Source organism: Pseudomonas atacamensis (assembly GCF_017167965.1).
GTDB classification, from domain to species: Bacteria; Pseudomonadota; Gammaproteobacteria; order Pseudomonadales; family Pseudomonadaceae; genus Aquipseudomonas; species Aquipseudomonas atacamensis.
On sequence record NZ_CP070503.1, the window covers coordinates 1,284,272 to 1,308,446 of the forward strand.

At 59.9% G+C, this 24,175-nt stretch carries 16 protein-coding genes; 10 read left to right on the forward strand and 6 right to left on the reverse strand.

Annotated features, from left to right (window positions below; translation table 11 throughout):
• Positions 1-11: 11 nt before the first annotated feature.
• The 3 genes from der to JWU58_RS06035 all read left to right on the forward strand — a co-directional run bounded on the left by der (position 12) and on the right by JWU58_RS06035 (position 3,563).
• The gene (gene der, locus JWU58_RS06025) at positions 12-1,484 is read left to right on the forward strand and encodes a ribosome biogenesis GTPase Der (protein ID WP_024014210.1); all 1,473 of its coding nucleotides are present in this window, start codon (positions 12-14) and stop codon (positions 1,482-1,484) included.
• A 151-nt stretch (positions 1,485-1,635) separates the two neighbouring features.
• Positions 1,636-2,784, forward strand: coding sequence for a pyridoxal phosphate-dependent aminotransferase (locus JWU58_RS06030; protein ID WP_024014209.1), 1,149 nt, complete (start codon positions 1,636-1,638; stop codon positions 2,782-2,784).
• Complete coding sequence (locus JWU58_RS06035; protein ID WP_110603672.1) at positions 2,772-3,563, forward strand: amidohydrolase; 792 nt, start codon at positions 2,772-2,774, stop codon at positions 3,561-3,563. The genes JWU58_RS06030 and JWU58_RS06035 overlap by 13 nt, the downstream gene beginning before the upstream one ends.
• Before the next feature lie 179 nt (positions 3,564-3,742).
• Here JWU58_RS06035 and leuA read toward each other — a convergent pair whose 3' ends face one another.
• The 3 genes from leuA to xseA form a co-directional block, all read right to left on the reverse strand.
• On the reverse strand, positions 3,743-5,422 hold the full coding sequence (leuA, locus tag JWU58_RS06040) for a 2-isopropylmalate synthase (protein ID WP_016773339.1): 1,680 nt from the start codon (positions 5,420-5,422) through the stop codon (positions 3,743-3,745).
• Positions 5,423-5,885: 463 nt separating this feature from the next.
• Positions 5,886-6,707, reverse strand: coding sequence for a peptidoglycan DD-metalloendopeptidase family protein (locus JWU58_RS06045; protein WP_130903257.1), 822 nt, complete (start codon positions 6,705-6,707; stop codon positions 5,886-5,888).
• 3 nt (positions 6,708-6,710) lie between these two features.
• Entirely contained in the window at positions 6,711-8,090 is a 1,380-nt protein-coding gene (gene xseA, locus JWU58_RS06050) for an exodeoxyribonuclease VII large subunit (protein WP_206421606.1), read from the reverse strand.
• A gap of 219 nt (positions 8,091-8,309) precedes the next feature.
• Here xseA and JWU58_RS06055 point away from each other — a divergent pair, with 219 nt between their 5' ends.
• From JWU58_RS06055 to guaA, 4 genes are all read left to right on the forward strand, one after another.
• Positions 8,310-9,077: a sulfite exporter TauE/SafE family protein gene (locus JWU58_RS06055; protein ID WP_206421607.1), complete on the forward strand. Its 768-nt coding sequence runs from the start codon at positions 8,310-8,312 to the stop codon at positions 9,075-9,077.
• 135 nt (positions 9,078-9,212) lie between these two features.
• Positions 9,213-9,761 carry a hypothetical protein gene (locus JWU58_RS06060; RefSeq protein WP_016773342.1) on the forward strand — a complete coding sequence of 183 codons (549 nt, stop codon included), beginning with the start codon at positions 9,213-9,215 and terminating at the stop codon, positions 9,759-9,761.
• A gap of 105 nt (positions 9,762-9,866) precedes the next feature.
• The gene (gene guaB / locus JWU58_RS06065) at positions 9,867-11,336 is read left to right on the forward strand and encodes an IMP dehydrogenase (RefSeq protein WP_016773343.1); all 1,470 of its coding nucleotides are present in this window, start codon (positions 9,867-9,869) and stop codon (positions 11,334-11,336) included.
• Positions 11,337-11,461: 125 nt separating this feature from the next.
• A complete protein-coding gene (gene guaA / locus JWU58_RS06070; RefSeq protein WP_016773344.1) occupies positions 11,462-13,039 on the forward strand; it encodes a glutamine-hydrolyzing GMP synthase in 1,578 nt (525 codons plus the stop codon).
• 77 nt (positions 13,040-13,116) lie between these two features.
• On the opposite strand, the gene JWU58_RS06075 is transcribed toward guaA, so the two are convergent.
• The 3 genes from JWU58_RS06075 to treR all read right to left on the reverse strand — a co-directional run bounded on the left by JWU58_RS06075 (position 13,117) and on the right by treR (position 19,360).
• Positions 13,117-16,245 carry a membrane-targeted effector domain-containing toxin gene (locus JWU58_RS06075; protein ID WP_206421608.1) on the reverse strand — a complete coding sequence of 1,043 codons (3,129 nt, stop codon included), beginning with the start codon at positions 16,243-16,245 and terminating at the stop codon, positions 13,117-13,119.
• A gap of 116 nt (positions 16,246-16,361) precedes the next feature.
• A complete protein-coding gene (locus JWU58_RS06080; RefSeq protein ID WP_241196169.1) occupies positions 16,362-18,572 on the reverse strand; it encodes a TerD family protein in 2,211 nt (736 codons plus the stop codon).
• Between the two features lie 83 nt (positions 18,573-18,655).
• On the reverse strand, positions 18,656-19,360 hold the full coding sequence (gene treR, locus JWU58_RS06085; protein ID WP_130888242.1) for a trehalose operon repressor: 705 nt from the start codon (positions 19,358-19,360) through the stop codon (positions 18,656-18,658).
• A 234-nt stretch (positions 19,361-19,594) separates the two neighbouring features.
• On the opposite strand from treR, the gene treP reads away from it, so the two are divergent.
• The 3 genes from treP (at position 19,595) to JWU58_RS06100 (ending at position 24,131) form a co-directional block, all read left to right on the forward strand.
• On the forward strand, positions 19,595-21,037 hold the full coding sequence (gene treP, locus JWU58_RS06090) for a PTS system trehalose-specific EIIBC component (RefSeq protein ID WP_206421609.1): 1,443 nt from the start codon (positions 19,595-19,597) through the stop codon (positions 21,035-21,037).
• Between the two features lie 116 nt (positions 21,038-21,153).
• Complete coding sequence (gene treC / locus JWU58_RS06095; RefSeq protein WP_206421610.1) at positions 21,154-22,800, forward strand: alpha,alpha-phosphotrehalase; 1,647 nt, start codon at positions 21,154-21,156, stop codon at positions 22,798-22,800.
• Between the two features lie 107 nt (positions 22,801-22,907).
• Complete coding sequence (locus JWU58_RS06100) at positions 22,908-24,131, forward strand: maltoporin (protein ID WP_206421611.1); 1,224 nt, start codon at positions 22,908-22,910, stop codon at positions 24,129-24,131.
• Positions 24,132-24,175: the final 44 nt, after the last annotated feature.

Consider the following 24,175-nt stretch of genomic DNA (forward strand, 5'->3'; position numbering starts at 1 on the left):
TGGAGAGCCGCATGGTTCCCGTAATCGCCCTGGTGGGCCGACCGAACGTCGGCAAGTCCACCTTGTTCAACCGCCTGACCAGGACTCGTGACGCCATCGTCGGCGACCTGTCCGGTCTGACCCGTGATCGCCAGTACGGTGAGGCCAAGTGGCAAGGGCGTTCCTACATTCTGATCGACACCGGCGGTATCTCCGGTGACGAACATGGTATGGACGAAAAAATGGCCGAGCAGTCGCTGCTGGCCATCGAAGAAGCCGATGTGGTGCTGTTTCTGGTAGATGCCAAGGCCGGTTTTACCGCTGCCGACCAGATGATCGCCGAGCATTTGCGCAAACGTAACAAGCGTTCCCACGTGGTGGCCAACAAGGTCGACAACATCGACCCGGAAATGGCCCGCGCCGAATTCGCTCCGCTGGGCATGGGCCACGCGATCCCTATCGCCGGCGCCCACGGCCGTGGCATCACGCAACTGCTGGAAGCCGCTCTGAGCGAATTCCCGCGCGATGATGACGAGCCGGCTGAAGGCGAAGAGGAAGAAGTCGTTGCCGAAGGCGAGGAAGCCAAGCGCATTCCTGGTCCGAGCGAAAAAGACGGGATCAAGATCGCCATCATCGGTCGTCCGAACGTCGGCAAGTCGACCTTGGTCAACCGCATGCTCGGTGAAGACCGCGTCATCGTGTATGACCAGCCGGGCACCACCCGCGACAGCATCTACATTCCGTTCGAGCGCAATGAAGAGAAGTACACGCTGATCGACACCGCCGGTGTGCGCAAGCGCGGCAAGATCCACGAAGAAGTCGAAAAATTCTCCGTGGTCAAAACCCTGCAGGCGATCAAAGACGCCAACGTGGTGATCTTCGTCATGGACGCCCGCGAGGGTGTGGTCGATCACGACCTGAACCTGCTGGGCTTCGCGATCGAATCCGGTCGTGCGCTGGTCATCGCGATCAACAAGTGGGACGGCATGACGCCGAGCGAGCGCGACTTCGTCAAAGTCGAGCTGCAACGCCGGCTGTTCTTCGTCGACTACGCCGACATTCACTTCATCTCGGCCCTGCACGGCACGGGCGTGGGCAACCTCTACGCTTCGGTGCAGAACTCGTTCAAGTCCGCTGTGACCCGCTGGCCGACCAACCGACTCACCCAGATTCTGGAAGATGCGGTGGGCGAGCACGCGCCGCCAATGGTCAACAACCGCCGGATCAAGCTGCGTTACGCTCACCTCGGTGGTGCGAACCCGCCGATCATCGTGATCCACGGTAACCAGATCGAGAAAGTGCCGAAGTCGTACGTGCGTTATCTGGAAAACACTTACCGTCGTGTGCTCAAGCTGGTCGGTACGCCGATCCGTATCGAGTTCAAGGGCGGCGAGAACCCGTACGAAGGCAACAAGAACACGCTGACCGACCGCCAGGTCAACAAGAAGCGTCGCTTGATGTCGCACAACAAGAAAGCCAGCAAGAAGCGCCGCGACAAGAAGTAGAAGCAGCTGCGAGTTTCAAGCTGCAAGCTGCAAGTAAAAGCGGTAAAGCAGAGAGGGCTTCGTATGAAGCCCTTTTTTGTGGGCGCGGGTTTTTGCTTGCAGCTTGCAGCTTGACGCTTGAAACTTGCAGCTCACCTGCAAGGGGCCTCCGATGATCACCAGCAAGCTGCCGAATGTCGGCATCACTATTTTCACGCAGATGTCTCAGCTCGCGGCGCAGACCGGCGCGATCAACCTGTCCCAGGGTTTCCCGGATTTCGACGGCCCGCAGTCGTTGCGTGATGCGGTCGGGCGGCATATCGCCAGTGGCCATAACCAGTATTCGCCGATGACCGGTTTGCCGGCATTGCGTCAGCAGATCGCGGCCAAGATCGCCCGCAGCTACGGCGTGACTGTCGATGCCGATCATGAAGTGACGGTAACGCCCGGCGCGACCCAGGCGATCTTCTGCGCGATTCAGGCCGTTATCCACAGCGGCGATGAAGTCATCGTCTTCGATCCGTGCTACGACAGTTACGCGCCGGCAACGGAGCTGGCGGGTGGTCGTTGCGTGCATGTGCAGCTGAATCCGGTCGATTTCTCCATCGATTTCGATCAACTCGCTGCGGCCCTGAGCCCGCGGACGAAAATGATCGTCATCAACACCCCGCACAACCCCAGCGGCGCATTGATCAGCCGCGCCGAGCTCGATCAACTGGCGGCGTTGATCCGTGATCGCGACATCTATCTGATCAGCGACGAAGTCTACGAACACCTGGTCTTCGACGGCGTGCCGCATGTCAGCGTGCTGGCCCATGAAGAGCTGTATCAACGCGCGTTCGTGGTCAGTTCGTTCGGCAAGACGTACCACGTCACCGGCTGGAAAACCGGCTACGTCGTCGCCCCGCCAGCGCTGACAGCCGAATTGCGCAAGGTGCATCAGTACGTCAGTTTCTGTGGCGTCACGCCGCTGCAATATGCGCTGGCCGATTACATGGCCGAGCACCCGGAGCACGTTGAAGAGCTGCCGGGTTTCTATCAGGCCAAGCGCGATCTGTTCTGCGATCTGCTCGCGCCGTCGCGCTTCAGTTTTACCCGAGTCACCGGCACTTATTTCCAATTGGTCGATTATTCGCAGATCCGTCCTGATCTGAATGATGTCGAAATGGCCATGTGGATGACTCGCGAGCACGGTGTCGCGAGCATTCCGGTGTCGGTGTTTTACCAGCATCCACCGCAAGGCCAGCGCCTGATACGCCTGTGCTTTGCCAAACGCGAGGAGACGCTGCGTGAAGCGGCGGCGAAACTATGCGTGATCTGAGTGCATTGCCAGACCTGACTCTGGCGTTGATCCAGACCAGCCTGGCCTGGCACGACCGCCAGGCCAACCTCGAGCATTTCGAGCTGCTGCTGGAGCAGGCCAGGGGCGCCGATCTGATCATCCTGCCGGAGATGTTCACCACCGGATTCTCGATGGAATCGGAAACCCTCGCCGAAGCCGAAAACGGCCCGACCAGCAAATGGCTGCGGGCGCAGGCAGCGAAGTTCGATGCGGTCATCACTGGCAGCGTGATCATTCAGGCGGCTGACGGCAGCCATCGCAACCGCTTGCTCTGGGCGCGGCCAGACGGCGAAGTGCTGCATTACGACAAGCGGCACCTGTTCCGCATGGCCGGCGAGCACAACCATTACACGCCCGGCGAGCGGCAGGTGCAGTTCGAGCTCAAGGGGTGGCGGATTCGTCCGCTGATCTGCTACGACCTGCGCTTCCCGGTGTGGAGCAGGGACGCGCAGGACACCGATCTGCTGCTGTACACCGCCAATTGGCCGGGCGCACGGCGTCTGCACTGGAACCGCCTGCTGCCGGCACGAGCGATTGAAAATCTCTGCTACGTGGCAGCGGTAAATCGGGTGGGCAGCGATGGCAAAGGCTTCGCCTATACCGGCGACAGTCAGGTGCTGGATTTCCAGGGCGAGACGTTGCTGGCGGCGGGGGAGGCGGATGGCGTGTTCAAGGTGATTGTGGAAGCGGCGCCGTTGTCGGCGTATCGCGAGCGCTTTCCGGCGAACCTGGATGCCGACACTTTCGAGTTCACCTAACGCAGCCGATCATTCCCACGCTCTGCGTGGGAATGCAGTCCGTGACGCTCCGCGTCACTGGACGCGGAGCGTCCCTTGAGGCATTCCCACGCGGAGCATGGGAACGATCGCATCCTTTGATCTACAAAAAAAAGGCCCCGGAGTTTGCACTCCGGGGCCTTTCGCATTTCAGCGGTCGATTACGCTGCTTTTGCCTCTGGCTGGCTCAGCGAGCGGTTCAGCGCGCTGAACAATGCCTTGAAGCTGGCGGTGGTGATGTTTTCATCGATACCCACGCCGTGCACCGCACGTTCACCGTTCACCCGCAGTTCGATGTAGGCCGCTGCTTTGGCATTGGTGCCCGCGCCGATCGCGTGTTCGTTGTAGTCCATGATTTCCACCGGAATCGGCAGGCCGGCGACCAGTGCTTCCAGCGCGCCGTTGCCCTTGCCGCGCCAGTGCAGGTTGGTTTCGCCCTGACCTTTGCTCGCCACTTCCACTTCGACGGCGCTGTTGCCGTTCTCTTCCTGCAAACGATGGCTGACCAGCGCGTACGGGGTGTTGGCCTGCAGGTATTCGCTGATCAACAGCGAGTGAATCTGCTTGGCAGTCATCTCCAGGCCCAGGCGATCGGTTTCACGCTGCACGACCTGGCTGAACTCGATCTGCATGCGGCGTGGCAGGCTGATGCCGTATTCCTGCTCCAGCAAGTAAGCGATGCCGCCCTTGCCCGACTGGCTGTTGACGCGGATCACCGCCTCGTAGCTGCGACCGATGTCGGCCGGGTCGATCGGCAGGTACGGCACCTCCCACAAGGTGTCCGGTTTCTGCTGGGCGAAGCCCTTGCGGATTGCATCCTGGTGCGAGCCGGAGAATGCGGTGTGCACCAGGTCGCCAACGTACGGATGACGCGGGTGCACCTGGATCTGGTTGCACTCTTCGACAACTTTGCGCACGCCGTCGATGTCGGAGAAGTCCAGCTCAGGGTCGACGCCCTGGGTGTACATGTTCAGCGCGACGGTGACGAGGTCGACGTTACCGGTGCGTTCGCCGTTGCCGAACAGGCAGCCTTCGACGCGATCGGCGCCGGCCATCAGGCCCAGCTCGGTGGCCGCGACGCCGGTGCCACGGTCGTTGTGGGTGTGCAGGCTGATGATCACGCTGTCACGACGGTTGATGTTGCGGCCGAACCACTCGATCTGGTCGGCGTAAACGTTCGGCGTTGCGCATTCAACCGTGGCCGGCAGGTTGAGGATCATCTTGTGCTCAGGCGTCGGGTTCCACACCTCGATCACGGCGTCGCAGACTTCCTTGGCGAATTCCAGCTCGGTAGCGCTGAAGGTTTCCGGCGAGTATTCGAAGGTCCACTCGGTTTCCGGCTGCATGGCTGCGTATTTGACGAACAGCTTGGCAGCGTTGACCGCGATGGCCTTGATGCCGTCCTTGTCCTGGTTGAAGACGATGCGACGGAAAGAAGGCGAGGTGGCGTTGTACAGGTGAACGATGGCTTTCTTCGCCCCGCGCAGCGATTCGAAAGTGCGCTCGATCAGGTCTTCACGGCCCTGGGTCAGTACCTGAATGGTGGTGTCGTCCGGGATGTGGCCTTCTTCGATCAGGGTACGCACGAAGTCGAAGTCGGTTTGCGACGCGGCGGGGAACGACGCTTCGATTTCCTTCACACCGACCTGCACCAGGGTTTTCCAGAAGCGCAGCTTCTTCGCCGCGTCCATTGGCTCGATCAGCGACTGGTTGCCGTCACGCAGGTCGGAGCTGCACCAGATCGGCGCGGCGTCGATGGTCTTCGACGGCCAGGTGCGATCCGGCAGGTTGATGACGGGAAACGCGCGGTATTTCGAAGACGGGTCTTTGAGCATGCTCATCGGGAAATTCCTTGTTGTCTGGGCCGAAAAGAGGCGGCCTGCCGGTTGAACGAATGTTCTTGGAAAAGCGTGGGACGAGGCGCAGCGATTCAGCCTGGCAGTCGTGCGCTGACGAGGCACAGGCTGCGGTGCTGGCGAAGCTGAATGAGGGTGTGAGAGGTTTTCATGGCTTCAACCCTAACCGCGAGGGGAAAGGATGGCAAGCAGTCGGAAAAAATTGAGAGGAATACCCGGAAAGCGGGATTTTGCAGGAATTTATTGCGCTTTAGGCGGTGGAAGTTGTTGATGTTTGCGTAAGGCTAGATTGGGGCGCAATTGAGTTTTTGGAGATTCATTGAGTATGGCGGTGTTTTATAGGCGGCCTTCGCGAGCAGGCTCGCTCCCACACTGGATCTTATTCACAACAAAGATCCCCTGTGGGAGCGAGCCTGCTCGCGAAGAGGCCGGTCGCCTCAACACATATTCAAGGTTGGAAAGCCCCAATGAAAATCGCCGGATCCACCCGCGCATCATTCAGGCTGACATTCCAGTGCATATGCGGCCCGGTTGCCCGGCCAGTCGCGCCGACTTTGCCGACCACTGCGCCACGGGCCAGTTGCTGGCCGTTCTTCACGTCGATCTTCGACATATGGCAGAACATGCTGATAAAGCCTTGGCCGTGGTCAACAAACACCGTGTTGCCGTTGAAGAAGTAATTGCCGATCAGAATCACCTTGCCCGCCGCCGGAGTCTTGATCGGCGTGCCCGCGGGCACTGCGAAATCGAGACCGGCATGAGGATTACGTTCTTCGCCATTGAAGAAACGACGCACACCGAACTTGCTCGACAGCGGCCCGTTGACCGGTTTGTCCAGCAGCAGATTGCTCGGCGTGTTCGGGCTGAAACTGCGGTAAGCCGCGATCTGTTCCGCCAGTTCGCCTTCAATGCGCTTGAGATTGTCGGCGTTCGGATTGACCTGCTGTTTGTTCTTCAGGGTGATGTGCTGTTCGGGGTATTTCTTGCTGCCCACGGTGAAGGGCAGATTGCGCCCGCCACTGCTGATCTGCTGCGCGCCGGGCTTGACCGTCAGCGGCACGCCGACGATCGCCAGCCAGTTGTTCTGCTCCTTGACCACCAGCACCGGTTTGCCCAGATAAGTGGCTTTCGGCGCCTGCGCGGCAGTGCCCAGATCCACCACGGCGACGCCGCCCGGCACCGGTTTGTTCAGCATCCGGGTGATGTAACTGTCGGCGTGGGCGTTGAAGGTCAGGCAGAGCAACAGCAGCGGAGCGAGAAAACGCGGCATGGATCAGTCCAGTAAAGAGAGGGTGACGGGCGTCAGGTGATTGTCCTCGACGCGCACTTGCAGTTCGCCTTCGCCGAGCTTGGCTTTCAGGCGCTGGCCGGTGTGGGTCTGCGCAGCATTGCGGATCGCGTGGCCACGCTCGTCGAGCAGAATGCTGTAACCACGGCCGAGAGTCGCCAGCGGGCTGACCACATGCAGGGTCTGCATCTGACTGTGCAATTGCTGCCGACGCTGTTTCAGAGCATCGCGCATGGCCCGGGGCAAACGTTCGGCGAGGCTGTCGAGGCGCTGACGAAGCATCGCCAGTTGGCGCCCCGGATGTTGCCCGGCGAGACGGGTTTCCAGGCGGATCAGGCGTTCGCGGCGGGTATTGAGGCTGCGCTCGAAAGCGCGGCGCATGCGCATGTCCAGATCATCCAGACGCTGCGCCTGCTGGCGCAGACGTTCGCCGGGATGGCGCAACCGTCGGGCCATGCCTTCGAGACGCAGGCGATCACGCATCAAGCGATCACGCATGCGCATCACCAGACGCCGGTGCAGGCTCTCGACCTGACGGATCAGATGGTTGGAATCCGGGGCGAGCAGTTCGGCGGCGGCCGAGGGTGTTGGTGCGCGGACATCGGCGACAAAATCGCTGATCGAAACATCGGTTTCATGGCCGACGGCGCTGACGATCGGCGTGACACAGGCATCGACCGCGCGCGCCACCGCTTCCTCGTTGAAGCACCAGAGGTCTTCCAGCGAGCCGCCGCCACGGGCGAGGATCAGCGCGTCGAAGCCGCGGGCATCGGCCATTTTCAGCGCGCGGACGATTTGCGCGGTGGCCTCGCGGCCCTGCACGGCGGTCGGAATCAGGGTCAGTTGCACCTGCGGCGCACGGCGGCGGAACACGCTGATGATGTCGCGAATCACCGCGCCGGTCGGCGAGCTGATGATGCCGATGCGCTGCGGATGCGCGGGCAGCGGCACTTTGCGTTCGGCACTGAACAGGCCTTCGGCGCTGAGCTTTTCCTTCAGCGCATCGAAGGCCAGACGCAGCGCGCCGTCACCGGCCGGTTCCACGGTGTCGAGGATCAGCTGATAGTCGCCACGACCTTCGAACAGCGAAACCTTGCCGCGCACCTTGACCGCCAGACCGTCCTTCAACGCTTGGCGCACGCGGGCCGCGTTCTGCCGGAACAACGCGCAACGCACCTGCGCGCCGCTGTCCTTGAGGGTGAAGTAGACGTGGCCGGACGCCGGACGTGCGAGGTTGGAAATTTCGCCTTCGACCCAGATGTTGCTGAACACGTCTTCAAGCAACACCCGCGCGCGGCCGTTGAGCTGGCTGACGGTCAGGACTTCACGGTCCAGGCCAAGTCTTGCAAAGGGATCTTTAATCATGGGGCGCAGTTTAAAGGCATTTGCCCGCCAATCACCATGACACCGCACAAAACCCTGTGGGAGCGAGCCTGCTCGCGAAAGCATTGTGTCAGCGGACAACAACGGGGAATGACACTCCGCCTTCGCGAGCAGGCTCGCTCCCACATGGGATCAATTTGATATCTGGTCGTGCTGCCCGCTACTGGCTACAGTCAGCGCGTCTTATAAAGGATGCGGACGATGAGCATGATGGAGCTGTTGGGGGCGTGGTCGTGGGGCGCGGGCGGTTGGGCGGCCATCGGGGTGGCCATCGCCTTGGCCTACATCGTATTCGGCATCGCCGGTTTCGGCACGGCGCTGGTCGCGGGGCCGATGCTGATCCTGTTCATGCCACTGTCGAAAATCGTGCCGCTGCTGGTGCTGCTCGATTTCGTCGCGGCATTCGGCAATCTGCTGCCCTCGCGGCGCGACGTCGCCAAGCCGGAATTGCTCAGGCTGCTGCCGTGCATGGCGATCGGCTGCACGTTGGGGGTGATCTTCCTGCTGAATCTGAAATCCGATCTGTTACTGCTTTTGATGGGGCTGTTTATCAGCGCCTATGCGGTTTACAGCCTGTGGGTGAAGGTGCGGCCGGCGCAGTTGTCGGCAGCGTGGGCGGTGCCGATGGGCACAGTGGGCGGGTTGTTCGGCGCGTTGTTTGGCAGTGGCGGCTTTCTTTACGCGATCTATCTGAACAGCCGCCTGCCCAAGGACGCGGCGCGGGCCACGCAAAGTGCCTTGATCAGTTGCAGCACCGTGGTGCGCTTGAGTCTGTTTGTCATCGCCGGTGTGTATGCCGAGCTACCCTTGTTGATGCTGGCGCTGTGTCTGTTGCCGGCCATGGCGCTGGGCTTGTGGATCGGACGGCGGCTGACCATGAGATTGTCGCGCGAGGCGTTTGTGCGGCTGGTGACTTGGCTGGTGCTGGCCAGCGGCATCGCGTTGATCGTGCGCTATTTCAGCACTTGACCGGATTTCTTCAGGGATTAAGCTGCCGGCCTTCAGGGCCTCTTCGCGAGCAAGCTCGCTCCCACATTGGCATGCAATCTCTGTGGGAGCGAGCTTGCTCGCGAAGGCGTCAGAAGTCACACCGCAGGATTTCCCATGAACTCGCAAAGCATCATCGTCCCGAAAATCTCCACCCTGCCGGTGCACGAGCCCCGGGCGCGGGCGATCGTGCGCTGGCTGGTGCGCAAGAACATCATCGAAGAACAGCTGACCACCTGCGGCCGCACCGGCAACCGTATGGCGCACGCCATCGCCGACGGTGCTCGCGCTGTGGTGCTGTACCCCGAAGCGCTGCCGTTCGGCGAACCGATCAACGGCCTGGAGATCGTCACCAAGCGCTGCATCTACACCCCGGCCAAAGGTTTTCTCGAGGAGGCTGGTTGCGCCGAGTGCCGCCGCGAAGTGGGTGAGGCGCTGTTCGAAAGTCTTGAAGACTGGTTTCCAGGCCGCACCGACAATTTCACCTGCCCGGAGTGCGGGCACGAGGACGACATCAACGGCTTCCTGTTTTTGCAGGAATGCGCGTTTTCCAACCTCGGCTTCATTTTCAACAATTGGCTGGAGGCGGGGTTCAAGCAGAGCTTTATCGACGAGTTCGCCGATTGGCTCGATCAACCTGTCTCTTGGGTCAAGGTGGAGCTGTAGGGCCGGGCTTTTCCATCTATCAATTAGGCTGAGTTTTACATTGAACAGCAGGGGGTGTCTGACTATAATGGCGCGCTTCCATTTTCCCGCTCGGGAGCCCCCGCGATGCTGCGTATCAGCCAAGAAGCTCTGACATTCGACGACATTCTCCTAGTGCCCGGTTATTCCGAGGTGCTTCCCAACGAAGTCAGTCTCAAGACCCGTCTTACCCGTGGCATCGAACTGAATATTCCTCTGGTTTCTGCCGCCATGGACACCGTTACTGAAGCCCGTCTGGCAATCGCCATGGCTCAGGAAGGTGGCATCGGCATTATCCACAAGAACATGACCATCGAGCAGCAAGCTGCCGAAGTGCGCAAGGTCAAGAAGTTCGAAGCCGGTGTGGTCAAGGATCCCATCACCATCGAGGCCGATGCCACGGTGCGTGATCTGTTCGAACTGACCCGTCTGCACAACATTTCCGGCGTTCCGGTACTGCACGATGGCGACCTGGTCGGCATCGTCACCTCCCGCGACGTACGTTTCGAAAACCGTCTGGAAGCCACTGTCCGCGAAGTGATGACGCCTAAAGAGCGTCTGGTCACGGTCAAGGAAGGCGCCGACAAGAACGACGTCCGTGAACTGCTGCACAAGCACCGCATCGAGCGCGTGCTGATCGTCGACGACAAATTCGCCCTCAAAGGCATGATGACCGTCAACGACATCGAAAAAGCAAAAGCCTATCCGCTGGCCAGCAAGGACGATCAAGGTCGTCTGCGCGTCGGCGCTGCGGTCGGCACCGGTAAAGACACCGGTGATCGCGTGACAGCACTGGTCAACGCCGGCGTGGACGTGGTGGTGGTCGACACCGCACACGGTCACTCCAAAGGCGTGATCGACCGCGTACGCTGGGTCAAAGAGAACTTCCCTGAAGTGCAGGTGATCGGCGGCAACATCGCCACCGGCGCTGCCGCCAAGGCCCTGGCCGAAGCGGGCGCGGACGCAGTCAAGGTCGGTATCGGCCCTGGCTCGATCTGCACCACCCGTATCGTCGCCGGTGTCGGCGTGCCGCAAATCAGCGCCATCGCCAACGTCGCCGCCGCCCTTGAAGGCACTGGCGTGCCGTTGATCGCCGACGGTGGTATCCGTTTCTCCGGTGACCTGTCCAAGGCCATCGTGGCCGGTGCGTCCTGCGTGATGATGGGCTCGATGTTCGCCGGTACCGAAGAGGCCCCGGGCGAGATCGAACTGTTCCAGGGTCGTTCGTACAAGGCTTATCGCGGCATGGGTTCGCTGGGCGCCATGTCCCAGGCTCAAGGCTCGTCCGACCGTTACTTCCAGGACTCCTCGGCAGGCGCCGAGAAACTGGTCCCGGAAGGCATCGAAGGCCGTGTGCCGTACAAAGGCACCCTGAGCGCGATCATTCACCAGTTGATGGGCGGCCTGCGTTCCTCGATGGGTTACACCGGCAGCGCCAACATCGAAGAAATGCGTACCAAGCCCGAGTTCGTGCGGATCACCGGTGCCGGCATGGCCGAGTCCCACGTTCACGACGTGCAGATCACCAAGGAAGCGCCGAACTACCGGGTCGGCTGACGCCGACAGCTCTAAGCCACAAGTTACAAGCTGCAAGCGGTGCTGCGTCAGAGCAGTGCCGCTCGGCTTCCGATTACTTGCAGCTTGCAGCTTGAAGCTTGCAACTGCTTTTCAGAGTTTCTTTCATGGCCCTCGACATTCACGCTCACCGCATCCTGATCCTCGACTTCGGTTCGCAATACACCCAGCTGATTGCCCGCCGCGTGCGCGAGATCGGCGTGTACTGCGAACTGCACCCGTTCGACATGGACGAAGATGCGATCCGCGAATTCGCCCCTAAAGGCGTCATCCTCGCCGGCGGCCCCGAGTCCGTGCACGAAGCCAACAGCCCGCGCTGCCCGCAGGCAGTGTTCGACCTGGGCGTTCCGGTATTCGGCATCTGCTACGGCATGCAGACCATGGCCGAGCAACTGGGCGGCAAGGTGGAAGGTTCCGAACTGCGTGAGTTCGGTTACGCCCGCGTTGACGTGGTCGGCAAGAGCCGCCTGCTCGACGGCATCGAAGACCACATCGACGCCGACGGCCTGTTCGGCCTCGACGTGTGGATGAGCCACGGTGACAAAGTCACCAAGATGCCGGAAGACTTCCACATCCTCGCCAGCACCCCGAGCTGCCCGATCGCCGGTATGTTCAACGACGACCGCGCTTACTACGGCGTGCAGTTCCACCCGGAAGTGACCCACACCAAACAGGGCGGTCGCATCCTGTCGCGCTTCGTGCTCGACATCTGCGGCTGTGAAGCCCTGTGGACGCCGTCGAAGATCGCTGAAGACGCCATCGCCAACATCCGCGCCCAGGTCGGCACCGACAACGTGCTGCTGGGTCTGTCCGGTGGCGTTGACTCCTCGGTGGTTGCCGCGCTGCTGCACAAGGCCATCGGCGATCAGCTGACCTGCGTTTTCGTCGACAACGGCCTGCTGCGTCTGCACGAAGGCGAGCAAGTGATGGCCATGTTCGCCGAGAACATGGGCGTCAAGGTAATCCGCGCCAACGCTGAGGAGCAGTTCCTCAACAACCTGGCCGGCGAAGCCGACCCGGAGAAGAAGCGCAAGATCATCGGCCGCACTTTCATCGACGTGTTCGATGCCGAATCCTGCAAGCTGGACAACATCAAATACCTCGCTCAGGGCACCATCTACCCGGACGTGATCGAGTCGGCTGGCGCGAAAAGCGGCAAGGCCCACGTGATCAAGTCGCACCACAACGTGGGCGGCCTGCCGGAAGAAATGAACCTGAAACTGGTCGAGCCCCTGCGCGAACTGTTCAAGGACGAAGTCCGTCGTCTGGGCCTGGAACTCGGCCTGCCGTACGACATGGTCTACCGTCACCCGTTCCCGGGCCCGGGCTTGGGCGTGCGCATCCTCGGTGAAGTGAAAAAGGAATACGCCGACCTGCTGCGTCGCGCCGACCACATCTTCATCGAAGAACTGCGCAAGGCCGACTGGTACCACAAGGTCAGCCAGGCGTTCGTAGTATTCCAGCCAGTCAAATCGGTCGGCGTGGTCGGTGACGGCCGCCGTTACGCCTGGGTCGTGGCCCTGCGTGCCGTGGAAACCATCGACTTCATGACCGCGCGTTGGGCGCACCTGCCTTACGAACTGCTGGAAACCGTATCCGGCCGCATCATCAACGAAATCGAAGGCATCTCGCGCGTTACTTACGACGTGTCGAGCAAGCCGCCGGCGACGATTGAGTGGGAGTGATCCTGCTGCGGTTCGAATAACGAAAAACCCTTGGCGTGAAGCCAAGGGTTTTTTCGTTTCAGGCCCCTCCAAACAGGTCAGGTGGGTAAACGACTTTGCAGGGTCATGCCGAGCTCGATCAGGCGCTCGGCTACTGCGGCGATGTCGCGGAATATCATGCCGGTGATGCGGCGCATCGACTGGTCCCAGATATAAAACCGGCCATCTGCGGTGCAATGCACCCTTGTTTGCACGATGTTGCTGGCGCTGTTGCGCCGCACGAGTGTGTATGTGCCGGGTTCTGTTTTCCGTATCACGAACATGCCATTGCGAGGCAGAAGCTTTTCCAGCGTAGCGTCATTCCATGGCGGCACGGGGGCCTTGACCTGCAATCGCAGGTCAGCGAACAGAGGGTCGAAGGCGTTGCTTGTTGTCGCCCCGTTGTGAAACGGACCGCGAGCGACTTCTACTCCCGGGTCAATCCTGACGTCGGCTGCCTCGTCGGGCCAGACTTCTTCGATGCGCAAACCGATACCGCCCCTGAGTTCGCTTATGCCTGGCAGGTCCCTGAAGGTATTGGTGTTCGTGGCATCGACCAGAGCCACCCATTTGCCGGGTCTGTTGAGGAGCTTGTCACGCTCCATGATCTGCGTTGCCAGGCGGGTCTTGATCATCTGCTCTTCGATCGAAGTGAGTGGGACTTTCAGCGTGCAGGTTTGTGCTGCGTCCAGTCCATGGACGCGGACGCCATTGGCTTGGGCAGACCTGATCAATTCGAGCATGTTGAACCGGTTCTCAGGGTCGGTACCCAGGCTGGACAAATAGGTAGTGAGGTCCTCTGACATGTCTCCAGAGAGGTAGAAATGGTTGAGGTCCTCCTGGGCGAAATCACTCAGCAATCCACGCACGTAGAGCGTTCTGATATGCCGCGCGAACGTTGGCATGTTCTCGATCATGAAGCGCATGCTGGCGATGCGATCGAGGGTTTCACCGATCGCCAGTCCATCGGTATTGGCAAACATCAGCTCTATCAGCTCTTCGGTTTGCATCAAGGGATCGATTTGCGGAATGAGCGGCCGTCCCGGCAGATTTGTCCATTTCAGCTCTCGAAAGAATTCTCCTGCGTTGTTCAGCAGTGCTGTTCGTTGTTCGCTGAAATGCGCCTGGTAACGGTCGGTAGCCAGTAAATAACGGCGTCCAGCGCTTGTTGATTCGGCAGAAGCGTTGGGCAAGTTCATTGCCCATCTCCTCATTCCGGGTTTTTCCGTCTCTGAAATATCTTTGAGCGCCGTAACCAGGCGCAGCGGGCACGGAACGCCTGGAAGCGGTTCGACGCGTGGCAGATCCACCGATGGTGTTGCCTCAGAAGGGCTAAAATCTGTCTCCGGCGCACACGCCTTGCCCACGCATTGGCCGCCTCCGCGCAGCCGCAGCGCAGGCATGCGCTCCCACTTGCCAGCGCTTCCCAGGCGGACCGGCAACGAATAAGCGAACTGGTTGGGGCGCTCGGGATCGATGATTGCCCAGTTGCCGCTGTCCTGCGAGTCGGCGAAGTAGCGCACGTAATAGGCATCGCCATCCATTTCGATGGCATGACCGGGCTCGTTGTCGAGGCGGTAAATGCCTTCGTATTTCCCCGGCGTCGCCTCTACGGAATGTTGCGCAAGTAACTCGTTGCATCGATAGCTGGCAGGTACTTGTGGAAATGTCGAACCTTGCCGTGTAGCAGGCGTATTCAAGGGCTCAGTGACGTCGACGAATGTCGCCCCGCTGGGTATCTCGTTTGCCAACTCGCTGCTCGCTTCTTCAGCCGCTGTGACGGGTGGCGGATCCACAGGTGGCAATAATCGCGTGTCAGCCGAGGCAAGCTCGACCAGACCACGCATCTCTTCAGCCTCGGCATACTCGACCTGTGGTCCAACTTCCAGTTGCGCGCCGGTGCCGATCAGGAACGGCACATTGAATACGGTTTCGATCGCGCTGAGCACCGCACCGATCACCCCGGCTCTACGTTCGGTCGCCGTAATGCCGTTGATCGCCTGATCGATGTTCAGCCCCATGTTCGCGACGCCGGCGCCGATCAAGGGCAAAGCCACAGGCCAGCCCACGGCCGCCATCGGACCGAATACTTTCAGCCCGGCGCTCAGATAGCCGGTCCAGAGTTTCTTGCGCAGATCACTGTTGGACGTGAGCACCAGATGGGCCTCGGCAGCCATGCCCGCGCGAGTCGAATCGCTTAACCACGTGAAGGCATCACCGCTGATCGCAACGTTGCTGCGGTTGATCATCCGATGATCGCTGTGACCCCAGGTGCTCACCAAACGGTTCATCAGATCAGTGAGGTTCTCAGTGATGTGATTGCTGTCAGCCAGCGAGAAGTGCTTGAGAAACAAAGGGCGTTTCTGCTCTGAATTCATCTGTTCGAGCAACCACCAGTGCAGATCCGCCGCAGTGTCCATCAGCCGAAAGGCCTGGGCTTGTCCCGGCAGGTAAAGGGTCTGCCGGCCACTGTCTTCGACCAGACGCAGCACGTTAGTGGCGACGTGACCGTCCAGATCCAGCGTGCGCACTTGCGCGCCGACCGGGTACGTCGATCGGAGCATTTGCAGGGTTACCGGCCAGGTCACGGGGCCGATCAGCGAGGTGACGATGCGTTGAAAATCATTGCCGTCAACGTCCCCCTGTTGCAGCGCCTGCACCGCCTGACTGAGGAAACTGCACTTGGCCATGGCGCGGAAATCTTCCGACGAGGTTTGCCAGAATTTGGCCAATTGATCGCTGTAACGCGTGCGGAAATCAACGGCCCAGAATGCCTTCAGCACATCGCTGCCAAGCAGTCGCACTTCGTTGTCCTGATTGAAATTCTCCGCGTCCGGGCCATCCGAGTAGAAGCCGCAGTAAAGACCCAGCAAATCTGCGTTGCCTTGATCGGTCGCACGAAAGCGATGGATCACTAACTGCGTGAGGGTGAGCGTTTCATAAGGCTTTTCCAGCAAGTGTTCCCAACCGGTAAAGGTCAGCGTGCTGCTTTGCGCCGTTTTGAATCGATGGAAATAAACCTGGTCGGGATCGAGGCCGGACAGCCCTTTGTCGGTCAGCAGTTCGATCGCAAGTTGCCTGGCCGCATCGAGCAGACTTGGGCAGTTCTGCACAATGGTAGTGGCGATGGCTTTGAGGGCGGTTTTGTCCGCTGCGTTTGGCAGCAGACGACGTTCGGGAGCGGTCATGCAGGTGTTCATCCTTGAGACACAAAGGCTGAAGATGACCCATGTGCTCAAGGGGAGGGTGTTACTCGGCTATTGCGTGATGTCCTTTTGAAAGTGAGCCAATGCTTTCGCAGATATCAAAGATATTCAGACCGAATCAGATCAGTATCGAACGGAGTCAGACCTTGTTCAGGTGCGAACACCCTCTGCGCCTGCTCTGCAGAGGCCACTCGTTCGCCTCGTGCCCGCACATGTAAATCGAAAAGCGTGTGCAGATCCGGCCTTGGTGTATGCACCAGGGCGCGCAGCATCAACGAAACTCCGCTGAGGTTGTTGTCGACGTTGTTCCAGCGGGGCGATGAAGTCAGCCCCAGATCGGCCCAGATCATGCGTCGCTCCTCCAGGTCCATCACGAATGGCAGGCAGATACTCGTGTCGGAGGCGATATCAATGCGGTCGACGACGGAGCGAGGCTCAAACACTTCCCCCGATGCAGTGTCGGCACGGGCCATCCAGCCCGCGAAGCATTCAGGAAGGTCGCAATATGGCTGCCAGGTAAACGAATTGAGGGACGTGACGACGTAGCGGACGCCCTTTTTGACGAGAACATCAAGGTCGAGGTCGATGAATTCGGAGGCGCCGTTGGGCGCGTCGACGATGTCGCCGCTGTGGTAACCGCCATAACCTTTGAGGTTGTAATAGGCGATCGCTTCCTTGAAGACGAAGTCGGTGTCGAAGAAGGCGGCGGACAAGTCGATGTCCGTGCGGTCACGACCATTCTTCCACCACAGGAACAGGCGAATGAATCGCGTGTCCGGCATTGGCAACCGACTGCCGCGTACCAGTGTTCGCAGCGACTTCGCTGCGGCGCGCTGTGCCAGTGGCACCCGGTATTCGCGCAACGCCGGATCGATGAAACAACGCCCCAGTGGTGGCAGCAACGTGAAACGCGCGATCAGGGCGTTCTCGCAAATCTGTGCGGCACGTGCCAATACCTGCGGTGCGATCGACTCTCGACGATCAGCAGTACCGAAGACTTTCGCCAGTGCTCCTTTAGGTGTGAACGCCCGCAAGGGCAGGGGGCGCGGGGCATTTACCTGGGCCAGCAATTGCAGCAGCACAGGTGAGGACACTTGCGCCGCGACAGCCGCAAAGGCGTCGAGCACCGCGTCCGGTTCTGTGGCACGCCGTAACATCACGTCCAGACGGCGCGCGAATTCTCCGGGACGATCCTGCAGCACCGGCGTAAGCGCGGCGATCTGGCGTTGGGCAAGCATGGTTTCCACCCGCGACCCGAACGATGCCGGCGGATCATTGCGTCGCGCTGCGGTGATGGCCGCAAATGCTCGCGGATACTTCTCAGCGTAATCGCCTGGATGCAGGACTTCGGCCAGGCGTTTCCAGCGTTCGGCCTGGCGCATCACATCTTCCGTAGCGTTGGGCGTGCGGTCGAGCAGGCGCAACAGCTTGCGCCGCATCGAGCGTTTCATTTTGCCAAAGCGCGTCTGCGCTGTTGCCAGCGACACGTCTCCACCATGCAGTGCGATCGCCACGCGCAGCACGTCCGTTGCCGTTTCGACATTTTGCTCAAGGAAGGCCTCAACCTGCGCATCGTCGTCGATATGCAGGATCAGTGCGCCGCCAACCAGCGCGCGAATCTCGCGAAACGGGATGGTCTCGGGCAGTAGACGGAACACATCGTTTTTGTACGTTCGGATAAACCAGCCGACATCCGCAGCTTCCTCTTCGGACAGCGAGGTGCGTGATGAGACCAGCGGCTCGAGCAATGCCTCGAACTCGCTGACACTTCCCGGTTCGATGACCCAATGGATGAAGTTGCCTTCAAGCATGGCTGGCCGAACCTGTTCGCTGGGTGGCAGGCGCCGAAGTGTGTGGTAGTGAATGACGGCGTTGAGATACAACTCCGCCTCTGTCGCTTCGAGGACTTGATTGGGGAAGTCAGGATAAAACGGTCGGTGATGTACATGAGCACCGCTGCGCCGCCGCAGGACTCGAATGACTTCACGCAGCCAGTTCTTGAGTTCGACCGCAGAGAGCATGCTGATTCGCTCGATCAGCGGCTCGGAGAGAACGCATCGAAACGCTGTAACTTCTTTGACAGCTGATGCGACCTGCGCGCGTGTGGCTCCGCCAGAGCCCGCAGGAACGTGCAGTTTTGTACGGCGCCGCAGGAACAGCTCCTGATTCATCATGATTTCTTCCTTGGTCGCCGTTTCCAGTGAGCTGAAGCTCACCTGTGCAATCGATACGAAAACGCCTGCAATAAGCAGGCGCGGTGTGGAGAGCGGAACCCCTAGTTCATGGAGGATAGAAGGAAGGTGTTCCATAGCCACGGCGGCATACTACCGGAGGTCATCGCGGCTTGTCAGCGAATCACATATTTTGAAATGGGCTCGCCTGTTGGCGAACGTCAGCGCCGCGCCACATCCGAAAAATAGAACTTGTCCAGCGTATGCCGCGATTCGGTGTATTCGAACTGGCGGCCGTCCTGCAGGAAGGTCTGGTTGCTGACCACGATGACATGGCTCTGGCCGTCGAGGTCCAGGTGTTGTTGGTCGTCCTTGCTGGACGGTACGGCTTCGATGGTGCGCTGGGCGTAGGCGATCTGCAGTTGCAGGGTCTGTTCGATATGGGCGTAGATCGAATGTTCGGCAATGTCAGCGGACAGGTCGGGAATCACCTCGCTGACGAAGTGGTTGATGTCGAGGATGACGCGTTTGCCGTCGATGCGCCGTACCCGCTTGATCCGGGTGATCGGGCTGCCGGGTTCGGCATTGATATGTTCAAGCAATGCACCTTCAAGCGGCACCTGACACATCTCGACCACTTCGGTGCTGACATCGTTGCCCAGTCGCGGGTGGGTCTCCTGAAAACTGACGATGCCGCCGAGCTGGAATTCGATCGGGTTGGTCGACAGCACGAACGCGCCTTTGCCGTGAATCTTCTGAGCGAAACCGCGCTCCTGCAACTGGTCGATGGCCTTGCGCACCGTGCCACGGCTGGCCTGATAGGTGTCCATCAGTTCGGTTTCGGAAGGCAGCCGGGCGCCGCGCTCCAGGCGCTGGGTGGTGATACTGGCAAGCAAATCGCTGTAGATCTGGTTGTACTTGCTCATGGCTGGACTCTGTGCCGACGGTGCTCAAAACCCCGAACCTTAAGGGCAGGGTAGGGGTTTGTCCATGCGGACGAAGGAAAACATCTTAGGTCAGAGTAGGAAGAATCCGCGTTTTTCTGACGTTCATCCACGGATGCAAACTCGTACAGACGAGTTGTTGCATTAACTCGTACAGACGAGTATTTTTCGTTCGGCGTGCTGCCAATAACAACAATCCACGACGGAAGAACAAGCATGAGCCATGACTATCCGAACATCGCCAAGGAGCTGCTGGAAAGCCTCGGTGGCCCTGACAACATCGAGCAGGCGGCGCATTGCGTCACGCGTTTGCGCCTGGCGCTGAAGAACCCCGCGCTGGTGAATGTGGCCGCGCTCAATGGCATCGATCTGGTCAAGGGTTCGTTCTTCACCGGCGGGTTGTATCAAGTGGTCATCGGCCCGGGTGATGTTGAAAAGGTTTATGCCGAACTGCGCCAGCAGACTGGCCTTGCGGCATCGACCATCGCCGACGTTAAACAGAAAAGCGCCGAGAAGATCAACGCCATGCAGCGGCTGGTGCGGGTGTTTTCCGATGTGTTCATGCCGATCCTGCCGGCGCTGATCATTGCCGGCCTGTTGATGGGCATCAACAACCTGCTCGGCGCCAAGGGCATGTTCATCGAGGGCCAGACCCTGCTCGATGCCTATCCCAACCTCGACGGGTTGTGGAGCCTGATCAATCTGATGGCCAACACCTCGTTCGTGTTCCTTCCGGCGCTGGTCGGCTGGTCGGCGGCCAAGCGTTTCGGCGGCAGCGAAATCCTCGGCATCGTCCTCGGACTGATGCTGGTGCACCCGGATCTGCTCAACGCCTGGAATTACGGCAAGGCCGTGGCCGGGCTGGACGGGCAGCAACTGCCGTACTTCGACATCCTCGGCCTGTTCCAGGTGGAAAAGGTCGGTTACCAAGGGCAGATCCTGCCGATCCTGCTGGCGGCGTACGTAATGAGCGTGATCGAAAAATGGCTGCGCGCACGCGTGCCCAACGCGGTGCAGTTGCTGGTGGTACCGATCACCACCATCGTTGTCACTGGCGTGCTGGCGTTGGCGATCATCGGCCCGGTGACCCGGCATATCGGCATCTACATCACCGAAGGGCTGGTGATGCTGTTCGATCTGGCGCCGCTGGTGGGCGGTCTGATTTTCGGCCTGTTGTATGCGCCGCTGGTGATCACCGGCATGCACCACATGTTCCTCGCCGTGGACCTGCAATTGATTTCGAGCCAGGGCGGCACCTTCATCTGGCCGATGATTGTCATGTCCAATCTGGCGCAGGGCAGTGCGGCCCTGGCGGTGTTCTGGATGACGCGCAATGCGCGGGACAAGAGCATGGCCTCGACCTCGGCGATTTCTGCATATTTCGGCATCACCGAGCCGGCGATGTTCGGCGTCAACCTGCGCTACAAATTCCCGTTTTACGCCGCGCTGGCCGGTTCGGCGCTGGGTTGCATGTTCCTCTCGCTGAACAAGATCCAGGCTTCGGCCATCGGCGTCGGTGGCTTGCCCGGTTTCATCTCGATCGTTCCGCAGTTCATCCCGATGTTCGTCATCGGGATGCTGATCGCCATGCTCGTGCCGTTTGCCCTGACCTGCGTGCTGAGCATGAAGATCGTCCGTCCGGGTTACCGGGTTGCCTGAAACTCAACTGTAGGAGCTGCCGGAGGCTGCGATCTTTTGATCTTGCCTTTCAAAATCAAAAGATCGCCGCCTTCGGCAGCTACTACACGGCTCCAAAATTCAAGAGGAAATCCGCCATGCAAGACTGGCAACGTTCGGTGATCTACCAGATCTACCCGAAGAGCTTTCACAGCCATGCGGGCAACGCCACTGGCGATCTGCTCGGCATCGTCGCCAAGCTCGATTATCTGCAATGGCTGGGAGTCGATTACCTGTGGATCACGCCATTCCTGCGCTCGCCGCAGCGCGACAACGGCTACGACATCAGCGACTACTACGCGGTCGATCCGAGCTACGGCAGCATGGCCGACTGTGAACTGCTGATCGCCGAAGCGGGCAAACGAGGGATCAAGCTGATGCTCGACATCGTGGTCAACCACACCTCGATCGAGCACGTCTGGTTCCAGCAGGCCCGCAGCAGCCTCGACAACCCTTACCGTGACTTCTACATCTGGCGCGACCAGCCGAACAACTGGGAATCCAAGTTCGGCGGTTCGGCCTGGGAGTACGAAGCGCAGACCGGCCAGTACTATCTGCACCTGTTCGACCACACCCAGGCCGACCTCAATTGGGACAACCCCAAGGTCCGCGACGAAGTGTTCAAGATGATGCGTTTCTGGCGCGACAAGGGTGTCGGTGGCTTTCGTCTGGACGTGATCAATTTGATCTCGAAACCGGCGGACTTCCCCGAGGACGACAGCGATGGTCGGCGCTTCTACACCGATGGGCCGAACGTGCATACGTACTTGCAGGAAATGCACCGTGAGGTCTTCGAAGGGCATGAGCTGATCAACGTCGGCGAGATGTCCTCGACCCGCCTCGAACACTGCATCCGCTACTCCAATCCGCAGTCGAAAGAATTGTCGATGACCTTCAACTTTCATCACTTGAAAGTCGATTACCCGAACCTGCAGAAGTGGGTCCGCGCCGATTTCGACTTCCTCCAGCTCAAGCAGATTCTCTCCGACTGGCAGACCGGCATGCAGGCGGGCGGTGGCTGGAATGCGCTGTTCTGGTGTAATCACGATCAGCCGCGCGTGGTCTCGCGCTTCGGCAATGACGGCGAATACCGCGAGCTGTCGGCGAAGATGCTTGCTACCGCGCTGCACTTTCTGCAGGGCACGCCCTTCGTCTATCAGGGCGAAGAATTGGGAATGACCAATCCGGGGTTCGAGAGCATCGAGCAATACCGTGACGTCGAAACCCTGAATATCTTTCGCCTCAAGCGTGAATCCGGCACCAGCGACCTCGACAACATGGCGGCGATCATGCAGAAGTCCCGCGATAACGGGCGCACGCCGATGCACTGGCACGCCGGGCACAACGCCGGCTTCACTCGCAGCGAACCATGGATCGGTGTGCCGGCCAATGCCGCACAGATCAACGTCGCGCATCAACTGCACGACCCGGAATCGGTGCTGCATCACTATCGGCGCCTGATCGCTTTGCGCCGCACTGAAGCGTTGATCTCCGACGGCGTCTATCGCCAACTACTGCCGGAGCATCCACAGGTCTGGGCGTACCTGCGCGAGGGGTCGGGAGAACGCTTGTTAGTGGTGAACAACTTCTATGGCACTGCCTGTGAGGTCGAGCTACCGGCGCTGATCGACGAAGCCCAGGAGCAGCGCCTGCTGATCAGCAACTACCCGGACTGCCCGCAACGCAAGCGTTTGCTGCAGTTGCGACCTTACGAATCCTTCGTGCTGCACCTGACCGACCCCTGATTTTTTAACTGAATAACAACCTTTGAAAAAACACGCAGAACGCTGCGCGGGGGATTTGTGCGCGCTGAATTCCTGCAACCACACAATAAAAACAACGGGTGGCATATATGAGAGCAACCATAAATTACAGTCTGGCAGTCGCGGGGATTTTTCTGGCAATGCCCACGTCCTCACAGGCGCTGGAGTTCGGCGGCTATCTGCGCAGCGGTGTCGGTACTTCGGTCAACAGCGGCAGCCAGTCGTGTTTCCAGTTGCCCGGTGCGCAGACCAAATATCGCCTCGGTAACGAGTGCGAGCAGTACGGTGAGCTTGAGCTGCGCCAGGATCTGTACACCCTCGACGACGGCTCGGTGCTGAGCGTCGACGGCATGGCCTCGCTGTATAACCGCTATGACCGCAGCCTGACGTTCAAGGAAGACAACGGCTCGATTCGTTTGCCGCAGGCGTATGCGCAATGGTCGGCGATGCCCGCGCTCAACGGCGGCTCGCTGTGGGCAGGGCGGCGTTACTACAAACGTAACGACATCCATATTTCCGATTTCTATTACTGGAACCAGAGCGCCACCGGTGCAGGCATTGAAGACGTGTTGCTCGGCGGCCTGAAATACAGCTACGCCTTTTCGCGCAAGGACAACCTTTACCAAAAGGATTACATCAACCGCCACGACTTCAACGTCGGCGGTTTCAACAGTAACCCGGGCGGTGAACTGGAGTTCGGCCTGAGTTACATCGACAAGCCCGACAGCCGCGATGCCCACCGTGGCTGGGCGATCACCACCCAGCATGTGCAGCAGGACTTTTTCGGTGGCAAGAACAAACTGGCGCTGCAATACGGCGAAGGGCCGGGCACCGGATTGGGCTATACCGGTAACGTCAGGCTCGATGACCGCAACAAGAGCTATCGCATCGTCGAGTTCTTCGACTGGCAACTGACGCCACGTTTTGGCGGACAATTCCAGGCGGTGTACCAGAAAGATATTCGTCAGGGCGGCGCCGACCAGAACTGGCTGTCCCTCGGTGTGCGCCCGGCCTATGCACTGAGCGAGCAGTTCAAACTGGTGACCGAACTGGGGCACGATCAGGTCGAGGCGGCGGACGGCACGCGCAAGCTGAGCAAGTTCACCTTCGCGCCGACCTGGTCACCGAAAGGCCCGGAATTCTGGGCGCGGCCCGAAGTACGTCTGTATTACACCTATGCCAGCTGGAACCAGGCAGCCAAGCGTGCTGCCAACCTGTTGGCCAAAGGCTCGGCACTCTCCGACACGGGCGCCTTCGGCAACGCGCGGCACGGCGCCAATGTCGGCTTGCAGGTTGAATACTGGTGGAAATAAGCAAGGCGGCTGCGACCGCTCATTCAATGAATACAAGCTCAGGT